Here is an 8,483-nt window from a genome sequence, read left to right as displayed (position 1 = left end):
CGGTTCCGGAGCGAAGCGGAGGAGGCCGGTCATCATGGGCTCAGTTTGGAAGGCATGCGGCCGGAGCGGAGCGGAGGACGCATGACCGTTCGCACAATTGTCACCGTCGCCGCGCTCACCCTGCAGGAGGCGGCCCGGCGCAAGGTGCTGCGTTCGCTCGCCGTGCTGACGGCGCTGCTGCTCGGGCTCAGCGCGTGGGGGTTCTCCCGCATCGGCAGCGAGATGGACGGGGTCACCAGCGGCGAGGCGCGGCTGGCCGCCGCCATGGTGCTCAACCTGGTGATGTTCGGCCTGAGCCTGATCGCCGCGCTGGGCACGGCGTTCCTGGCCGGTCCGACCCTGGCCGGCGAGGCCGAGTCGGGCACGGCCCTCGCGGTGCTGGCGCGGCCGGTCCGGCGTTCGGCGGTGCTGCTGGGGAAATGGCTCGGCCTCGTGCTCTTCGGCACCGGGTTCGTCACCGTCGCCGGGCTGGCCCAGTTCCTCATCGTGCGGGCCACGGCCGGCTACTGGCCGCCCCGGCCGGTCGAGGGCCTGGCGCTGCTCGCCGCGCAGGCTGCGGTGCTGCTCACCCTGGGCCTGCTGCTGTCGACGACCATCTCCCCCATGGCGTCGGGCATCGTCGCCGTCGGCCTGTTCGGCGCGACCTGGATCGCGGGCGTCGTCGGCGCGGTCGGCGAGGCTCTGCACAACGAGAGCATGGAGCGGGTCGGCTCGGTCTCCCGCATGCTGTTACCCACCGACGGGCTGTGGCGCGGCGCCATGAACGCCTTCCAGGACCCGGCCCTGCTGACCCAGTTCCACGAGGCGTTCGAGGGCCACCCGTTCCTGAGCGCGTCGGCGCTGGCCCCGGCGTACGTCGCCTGGGCCGCCGTGTGGATCGCCCTGGTCCTGGGCCTGGCCGGGCTCGCCTGGCAACGCCGCGACCTGTAGCCGCAGCACCACCCGACCGTAGCCGCAGCGCCGCCCGACCGTAGCCGCAGCGCCGCGACCTGAAGCCGCAGCGCCGCGGGACAGCACCCTGCGGGTGTGGCTAGAACGGGAAGCGGCCGCGGCGCCAGTGCCAGTGGCGGCCGGCCTTCAGGTGGTCGACGATCGCGCCCTGGAGCACGGTGCGGCGCGGCAGCTGGTCGAGCGGCGTGGTCAGGGTCCGGAACGCGAACCGCAGCACCTCGACGTCGGCGTCCAGCCCTTCCTGCTCCTCGTAGGGCTCCAGCTCGAACCTCCGCTGGAACCGGACGATGTTGGAGTCCTCCGGCAGGTACTCCAGCAGCTGCGGGTCGAGCAGCCACGAGCCGCACGCGAACGCCGTGTAGCGCTCGTCGGGAAAGTGGCGCGGGAAGAACGCGCGGGCCTCGTCGAGCGACGCCGTGACCGCCTCCGGGGTCATCGGCCCCGACTCGGGGATGTGCAGGTCGATGGCGGTGTCGCCGCGCTGGTGCTGCAGCCGGCCCAGCTCGTAGAGGCCGCCGCGCGCGTGCAGCGTCAGCCAGCTCTGCATGACCGGCCAGCCCTCGCGGTCCATCCGCCGGTCGATCGCGAGGTTGCGGCCCAGGTCCGCGAGGGTCGACCACGACACGGCATCGGCGATGCCGTGGTCGCGGTGATACCCCGTGACGATGTCGACCATGGCCAGGTACGCGTACACGTAGAGATGCCGCCAGGCGGGGCCCCGTTCGCGCGGCAGCGCCGGACCGGGCGCCAGCCAGCCGTAGCCCCCGAGATCGGCGCGGACCAGGGCGATCGTGCGGTCGAGCAGCCAGCGCAGCTCCGGAGTCCACAGCGCAGAGCCGGGTTCGGGCCAGCCCGCCATGATCTCGGCGGCGTCGTCGGGCCGCACCGCGAGCCGGTCGAGGATCGCGGGCGCGTCGGACCTGGCGGGCAGCGGAGCCGACGGCCGGTCGCCGGCGAGCCGGTGCACGCGCTCGACGTCCTCGACGGGCACCCCGAGCCGGGCGGCGATGTCGTCCAGATCCACGCGGACGACGATACCGGCCGGTGCCGATCCGGGTTGGCATGGTGGACGGTACCCGGCACGTAACCCCCGGGCGGCTCAACCTTTCCGGCGGGCGGTGCGTGCATGCTGTGACGGCGTCCGACGGGGAGGCGGCAGCGTGGAGGGCTTCGAGCAGTTCGTGCGGCTGCGGTACACCGAGCTGCTGCACACCGCGTACCTGTTGACCGGGTCGGTGGCGGCGGCCGAGGATCTTGTGCAGACCTGCCTGCTGAAGATCATGCCGCGGTTCGAGCGCGTCGCCGACCCGCTGCCATACCTGCGCCGGGCGATGGTCAACCAGCGCACCAGCTGGTGGCGGGCGCTGCGGCGGGAGCTGCTCAGCGCCGAGCCGCCGGACCGGGCCGGGCCCGACGTCATCGGCGGGTTCGCGGAGCGCACGGCGCTGGTCGCCGAGCTGGCCCGGCTGCCGGAGCGGATGCGGGCGGTGCTCGTGCTGCGGTACTGGGAGGACCTCTCCTGTCAAGCGAAGTTACAGAAATTGTGAGAACATCCACAAGCGCTTGACCTGCTAGGTCCTCCTACTGCGAGGCTCACCCCCCTTCAGGGAAGGTGCTGTCTAGGGTGTCGCGTATCGTTGGGCCTAACGGGGAGCACTGGCAGGGCTTTCTGGGCTGCCAACGTGCCGCACAGAGGGCCGGAACCTGTATTCTGGCGGGCACGCTGAACGCGGGTCGACCCGACAGCCTGCCGGCGGGTGTCGGTCCGGCGCGGTTGAGTGCCGGGCTGGACGGGTGCGGGCAGGGCGGACCGACTAGCGATGGCTGCCAGCGGCGATATGAGTACGTGATCCAATGTGGACAGTCCACTATAGACAATCGCTGAATCCCTTATATCGCAACGATACACTCGTTGACCATTGTCTATTGTGGACACGCTGAAACCCTTACGCAGCAACGGTTCTAGCGACTGTCCACGGTGGACGGGGTATAACCCCTCATCGATGCATCCACGAGGACCGACTAAACTCGCCTCTCGTGGCGCGCAGGTTTCGAAGTCGATCAGAGGCTGCGTTTGAGGCACCCAGCCGCCACGTGGGCCGCCAAACGGGGCCTTCCGGGAGTCCTTGGGTGGCCGCGGAAAGACCTTTCCTCCTGGGGGCTCTCAGCGGGTCGCGGCATGGGAGCGCCAGGAGTGTCGTCGGTGTCCACATTGGACGCTGGGACCTGTAAGCAAAGCCAGAGATGGCGCCTATCGACGATCGTCAGCCGCGTCACTCCCTCCGCCCACATCACGTCTTGATCTCAGGAACGATGCGACCTGCTCGCCGAATTCGGTCAACGCCCACCCGAGCTTGGGTTTGGTTCTGATCGGCGCCTGCTGATCGCCCATAGGATTTTCCGACCATGGATCATGCTCCTGAACATTGTCAATGATCCCGAGTGATTCCAGCTTCGCCAAGAGCGTGTGAATCACCTGGCTGAGGTCAGTAAGAGGAGGATCGCCTAAGGCACTGTCATGGGCATGGCTTCTGAGATGTTCCGTCGTCAACACGGAGTGCACAGGGCTGTGAGGGCGAATGACAGCAAAGCCGCCAAATCGTCGCAACAACTCAAGGTGCATCGGCTCCAACTGCCGGACGACGTCAAGAATCAAGTTCGCGGCGTCCACCTTGTCGTCGTTCCCAACGCCGTGCACAAATGTCCGCGCGAGAAGGTCGATCTTCCACTCGTCACCAGCACGGCTTGCCGCTTCAGAAGCAACGAGGAGCAGGCCAAGCTTTCGCTCGTCGTCCATCACCCCGGAGACAACCTCGTCGAAGGTCAGCCCGTCCGACTCGTCCTCGACCGTCCGAGCGAATCGATCGAGATTCTTCAAGCGCCACGAAGCGGCGAGCGAGATGAGTTCCTCTCCGATCGACCCAACTACAGCCCCATGGACGGCGGCGGACTGCGGATCGAAGCCGTAGTGCAGCGTCAGCAGCGCAGCTACAGCGTTGTTGGTGATGTTGCCTATGGCGCGGCCGGCCGTTGGCCAGGCGCGGCGCTCAAGTTCCGTCACGCACTCATTGTCGCGGGCTGCGCAAGTCGAGGCCGCGCCAGTGGCGAAGCGGCACATGTAGCGACGCGCAGCTCTTTCGCCCACACGGCGCCCGACGATTTGCGCTCAGCGATAAGTCACAAGAGCGTCTGTAATGATGCTTTTGGCAGCCTTGCCATACTTCGCGGCCTTCGTCAGCGCATCGAAGGCGCGGGAGTACAGCGCGATCTCGCGCGGCTGCGTCACTGTCAGCTCGGCCGAAACCGTCTCGACCAACACCACGCGGTCATCGAGCATGCAGAAGCCATTGGTCGGCACGGTGTATCGGTGCCGGGCAGGCACGACGCCCAGGTGGACCCGGGGAACCCCCATGATCGTCAGCACACGGTCGAGCTGGCCCGCCATGACTGCGGGACCACCAACGACGGTGTACAACGCCTGTTCCGCCACGATGAAATGGAAGCGGTGCACGCCTCGGTAGAGGATCTGCTGGCGCTCCATCCGCGCGGCGACCCCGGCAGCAACATCGTCCGGGATCTGCCAGAAGCGGACAAGCGTCGAGAGCATGGCGGCGGCGTACTCGGCCGTCTGCACCAGGCCAGGCATGACTACGGGCTCGTACCAGCGGAAAAGCTCCGTCTCAGCCTCAAGGGCTATCGAGGCTTCCTGTCGACGTTTCGTGCCCGCGCGCAGGGTGCGACGCCACTCGACGTACATCGACTCGATGTGCCGCACCGTTGCGATGAGTTCATCGATCTGATCGGCCGCGCCACACTGTCCGCACCACTGGCGGATGTCGTCCTCGGACGGGGTCTGACGACCGTACTCGATTTTCGACACCTTCGACGGGTACCAGCCGGCAGCCTCGGCAAGCTGCCGGCCGGTAAGCCCCGCATCTTTGCGAAGGTCACGAAGTCGATGCCCGAGAGATTCCCGAGCCTGATGAACCGTGCTGCTCACACGTAGTCGCGATGCGGAATCGCGATTGCCCACACCCCTTCATATGCGGAGCGGCACTGCGAGATGAGCCGCGGGTCCCGTTCCTCGAACGAGCCGAGGAAGCGGCCGTCAGCGTCGAACGGGGTCCACACCACCCGCTCGTCATCGAACAGCCAGAAGTCTTGTGGCGGAAGCTCGATGTTGCCGACCTCGTGTCGCGGCAGCCAACGAACGTCCTCGCCCGCCTCGATGTTCAGCGGAGCGTTGGCGAGACTCCATCGGGTGTAGTCGCTGTGCGGAACGGTGACGATCCGAGCGCGGCTGATCTCCTTGCCCGCCGTCGTCACGTCGCGGACGATCTTGAGCCAGGGCGCATGCCAGGCGTAGTCGTCCGGCTCTCCACGCATGAACCGTTGGAACGGACCCTCTTCAGAGTCGAGTCCGTACTTGTCCCGCATCTCCAGGTGGAACGCCGTTCGCTTGAAGTCGCGGAACAGTGCGTAGAACTCTTCGTCAGTCAGCAACCCTCTTTGCCTTCCCGACCTCAACGCACGTCTCGTGCGCGGGTAGATCCATCTGAGCCAGTGCGGCCTCGTCGGTGACTGGAGCGCCACTTAGGTAGTACGTGTTGGCGCCCGTGTCCCGCAACGTAGCCGCAAGCTCAGTTCCCGCCTCCAGGAAGCGGAGCAAGCCGTGCGGGATCTCTACGCTCGTGATCTCCCCCGACACGCGCCACCCCTGTACGACGTAAGTCTCTCGGTCTGTCGCGTACAGCGTGGGCGACTGCCCACCCTGCGACTCTTTGCCCAGGAACGTTAGCCGCATCGCTTCTCCCCAACCGCGTGGATTGCTCCAGTTTCCTCGGACAGCCTCCATCCTGAGATGTGATCATGTTTCGGTCAATGCCTCCTACGTGAATGTTCCCGCAATGGAGGTCACCGAGGAATTTCGAGCAATATCGTTCCCATGCTCGAACGTCGGCCCATAGCGTCGATGTCAGAACTGGCGGCGATCAACGCCGCATCAAGCTCTCGCGTCGGCTCGCTGGCAGCCTTCCAACGGTGCGGGCGTGAGATCGGGGCCGGCTGTTGTGGCGGTCGGCCCCACCCAAAGCAGAGGGGGCGATATGCACGTCCGGGTCTTCAGTTGGCGGCGCTGGCGCTACGAGTGCCGGCAGTGCCGTCTCCCATGGAGGGGCAAGTTCGAGCGGTGCCAGGGCCAGCCGTTCGAGGAGGCGTACCCGGCTCCGTCGTTCAGTTGGAACAGCCCGACCATCCTGGTCACGTACGCCTTGACTCGGGCGCAGGAATCGCGGGCGACAGGAGGCCAGTGGTGAGCGAAGATCGCGAGACCTACGGCCCGGTCGTCGGCGACATCTGGGTGCGCGACATGCGCGCGAAGGTCAGACTCACCGTCACTGATGACTTGGAGCTGATTCTCGGCGACGGAGACACGGCCGTCACCCTGACGATGAGCTGGACGAGCGAGCTTGAGCTGGCCGCGGACAAAATCGAGGAAGTCGGCAACGAGCTGCACGCGTTCGCCGTTCTGCTTCGGGAGCGCGCGGAGCGCAGGAAGCGGCCACTTCCCGCGAGCCGGCACCCGGAGATGGGCATCCTGCCGACCCAGTGATGCCCTGAAATAGAAAAAAGGCTCGGTCACCCCTGCTCCCAGGGTGGCCGGGCCTTCGTCGTGTCAGGGTGTTGCACTCTGCAACAGGTCGTAGCGGCCCGCCAGTGTCGTGTGGCGAGCCGTGGCCATGCGCGAGCGCCGGACACAATTGCTCGACGAGTACAGGGGGGCAGCTTTACAATCCTAGTCAGGCATGCCCCTCTAGCTGTGTAAACACTGCCGGATGGCTCTCCGTTGCCGCGCCCGCGTCGTGAGTCGCTCGGCGACACGCATGCGCCCCTGGGTTAATCGCCCTCTCAGGTCCTCAAGGTCACCAACACCCGCCACGCCCGCTACCGCCGCCAGGCCAGCCATCTCATGCGCCTGGAACGCACCCTGGTCGCATGAACCGCAATTAGCCACCAGAGCCGATGTATGGCTCGCACTCGGCAAGTACCCGCTTGGCGGCGTCGCGGTGGTCGCCACCTGACTTGACGGCATCGGCTAGGTCAGCCATGTCACGGGCAAGAAGGGTGTAGTTGGTCTTTTGGACGGCGACAGCAGTATCAGCCGCTTCATGGCCGAGGTCCTTCGCTTCGTTCGCGAGACTAGCGGCTTTGGCAAGATCACTTGCCGCATAGCGCAGATTAGGATGGTTTGGCGCATCATTGACTACCTTGGCGAAGAGCTCGCAGGCTTCCTTCGCCTTGTCGTTGGCCGAGGCGTTTGGACTCCAGATTTGCCAAGCCCAGCACGCCAAGACAGCCACAACGATTGCTGCCCCCGCGATCCCCCCACCCCGCTTGTCCATGGCCGCGCAGCATAGTGGACGCCAAGCCAACACGCGAGCCACCTTCGGGTCCGCCTTCAGAGGGTGTCCCTTATGGAGGTGATCACGGCATCTGCGGCGCCGAAGGCGGAGACCTTCCACGGTCGGTTGGCGCAGCCGATCACCTGAACCCTGGCCGCTCGTGCCCCCTCGATGTCCGACAGGGAGTCACCGACGAGAACGCACTCGCGTGGCTCTGCACCGAGCGAGCGAACTGCGGTTCCGCCTTACGGCGGAGCGGGTTGGCGTGAGTTCGCTCACAACCGCTTCACAACTCGACGTTTCCAATCCTCTAAACAGGTAGAGGGATGTGCGTACATCCCTACGAGTAGCCCACAGGGCGCAGCCGCTCAGGCTGTCCCCTGTGCATGCCCGAACACCGGCAGGGAGGAGGAGACAGCGTGCACATCATCGACGGAATTGCCTACCTGACCGTTGCCGAAGCAGCGGATCGGTTGTGGCTCAGCGTCGGCACGCTCAATAACCAGCGGACGGAACGCCGCTCGCCCATGCGCTACGTCAAGCAGTTGGGCCGGGTGCTCTATCCGAGATCCGAGGTTGAGGCGTACGCCCGAACATTGGGCCGCCCGCTTGCTCCGGCGGGCGGAGCGCCAGAAACCCCAAACGGCGTAGGAGTGTGACCTCCGTTACCGACACATGCTGTGTACCGCGCGCTATGCGGGGTCGGCGGGGTAGAATTTGGTTAAATCAGTAAGCGATACCGGTAATTGTCTCTACGCCCCGCAGGGGCGTTAGAACCGAGCTAACCGGTAGCAGGTATCTACGCCCCGTAAGGGGCGTTAGTAGCTGACACTGCCGAGGTAACCGGGTAACCCGGCCATGCAAACGGATCACTTTCACCTTCCGGTGCGGCACACGAAGGTGAGGTGCGACACACTAGTGTCGCCAGTCTGGGTCAGCTTGCGTCGGTAGCAGTGTTGGCCACCTCATTCACCCTCCGCTGAGGCTATCGAAAGGGTGTATCTCCACGCCCCGTAAGGGGCGTTGGTAACCCAGTAACTGAGCTAGTGTCGCATGATTCTGGTGTCGTTACTTCGCATTGTTGTCAACAAGTTGTCTGAGGCTGGTCTGGACCCAGCGGACCTTGGCGAG

The 8,483-nt window shown here is 65.7% G+C and carries 9 protein-coding genes and 1 pseudogene; 4 read left to right on the top strand and 6 right to left on the bottom strand.

Annotated features, from left to right (window positions below):
• Positions 1-81: 81 nt before the first annotated feature.
• Positions 82-930, top strand: a complete 849-nt coding sequence (locus tag IEZ31_RS55100) for an ABC transporter permease (protein WP_190258181.1) — start codon at positions 82-84, stop codon at positions 928-930.
• Positions 931-1,030: 100 nt separating this feature from the next.
• On the opposite strand, the gene IEZ31_RS55095 is transcribed toward IEZ31_RS55100, so the two are convergent.
• Entirely contained in the window at positions 1,031-1,975 is a 945-nt protein-coding gene (locus tag IEZ31_RS55095; RefSeq protein ID WP_190258180.1) for an acyltransferase domain-containing protein, read from the bottom strand.
• Positions 1,976-2,111: 136 nt separating this feature from the next.
• Between IEZ31_RS55095 and IEZ31_RS55090 the strand changes: the two genes are divergently transcribed.
• Entirely contained in the window at positions 2,112-2,498 is a 387-nt protein-coding gene (locus tag IEZ31_RS55090; protein ID WP_190258179.1) for a SigE family RNA polymerase sigma factor, read from the top strand.
• A 704-nt stretch (positions 2,499-3,202) separates the two neighbouring features.
• Here IEZ31_RS55090 and IEZ31_RS55085 read toward each other — a convergent pair.
• The 3 genes from IEZ31_RS55085 to IEZ31_RS55075 form a co-directional block, all read right to left on the bottom strand.
• Entirely contained in the window at positions 3,203-4,012 is an 810-nt protein-coding gene (locus tag IEZ31_RS55085; RefSeq protein WP_190258178.1) for a hypothetical protein, read from the bottom strand.
• A 105-nt stretch (positions 4,013-4,117) separates the two neighbouring features.
• On the bottom strand, positions 4,118-4,951 hold the full coding sequence (locus tag IEZ31_RS55080) for a helix-turn-helix domain-containing protein (RefSeq protein WP_190258177.1): 834 nt from the start codon (positions 4,949-4,951) through the stop codon (positions 4,118-4,120).
• Positions 4,948-5,454 carry a DUF6879 family protein gene (locus IEZ31_RS55075; RefSeq protein WP_190258176.1) on the bottom strand — a complete coding sequence of 169 codons (507 nt, stop codon included), beginning with the start codon at positions 5,452-5,454 and terminating at the stop codon, positions 4,948-4,950. Before IEZ31_RS55075 ends, IEZ31_RS55080 begins: the two co-directional genes overlap by 4 nt.
• A gap of 808 nt (positions 5,455-6,262) precedes the next feature.
• On the opposite strand from IEZ31_RS55075, the gene IEZ31_RS55070 reads away from it, so the two are divergent.
• Complete coding sequence (locus IEZ31_RS55070) at positions 6,263-6,562, top strand: hypothetical protein (protein ID WP_190258175.1); 300 nt, start codon at positions 6,263-6,265, stop codon at positions 6,560-6,562.
• 394 nt (positions 6,563-6,956) lie between these two features.
• On the opposite strand, the gene IEZ31_RS55065 is transcribed toward IEZ31_RS55070, so the two are convergent.
• Positions 6,957-7,352, bottom strand: a complete 396-nt coding sequence (locus IEZ31_RS55065) for a hypothetical protein (RefSeq protein WP_190258174.1) — start codon at positions 7,350-7,352, stop codon at positions 6,957-6,959.
• Between the two features lie 56 nt (positions 7,353-7,408).
• Positions 7,409-7,588, bottom strand: a pseudogene (locus IEZ31_RS55060) (HAD hydrolase-like protein); the annotation flags it as partial.
• A 183-nt stretch (positions 7,589-7,771) separates the two neighbouring features.
• Here IEZ31_RS55060 and IEZ31_RS55055 point away from each other — a divergent pair.
• Entirely contained in the window at positions 7,772-8,011 is a 240-nt protein-coding gene (locus IEZ31_RS55055) for a helix-turn-helix domain-containing protein (protein ID WP_190258173.1), read from the top strand.
• The last annotated feature ends 472 nt before the right edge of the window (positions 8,012-8,483 follow it).

Origin of the sequence: Dactylosporangium sucinum, from assembly GCF_014647515.1 — a bacterium.
GTDB classification, from domain to species: Bacteria; Actinomycetota; Actinomycetes; order Mycobacteriales; family Micromonosporaceae; genus Dactylosporangium; species Dactylosporangium sucinum.
This window is presented reverse-complemented; position numbering and strand designations above follow the sequence as displayed.

Bases quoted from the DNA above. Each gene is read 5' to 3' on its own strand.
- IEZ31_RS55100 (WP_190258181.1), top strand. From the start codon at position 82: ATGACCGTTCGCACAATTGTCACCGTCGCCGCGCTCACCCTGCAGGAG.
- IEZ31_RS55065 (WP_190258174.1), bottom strand. From the start codon at position 7,352: ATGGACAAGCGGGGTGGGGGGATCGCGGGGGCAGCAATCGTTGTGGCT.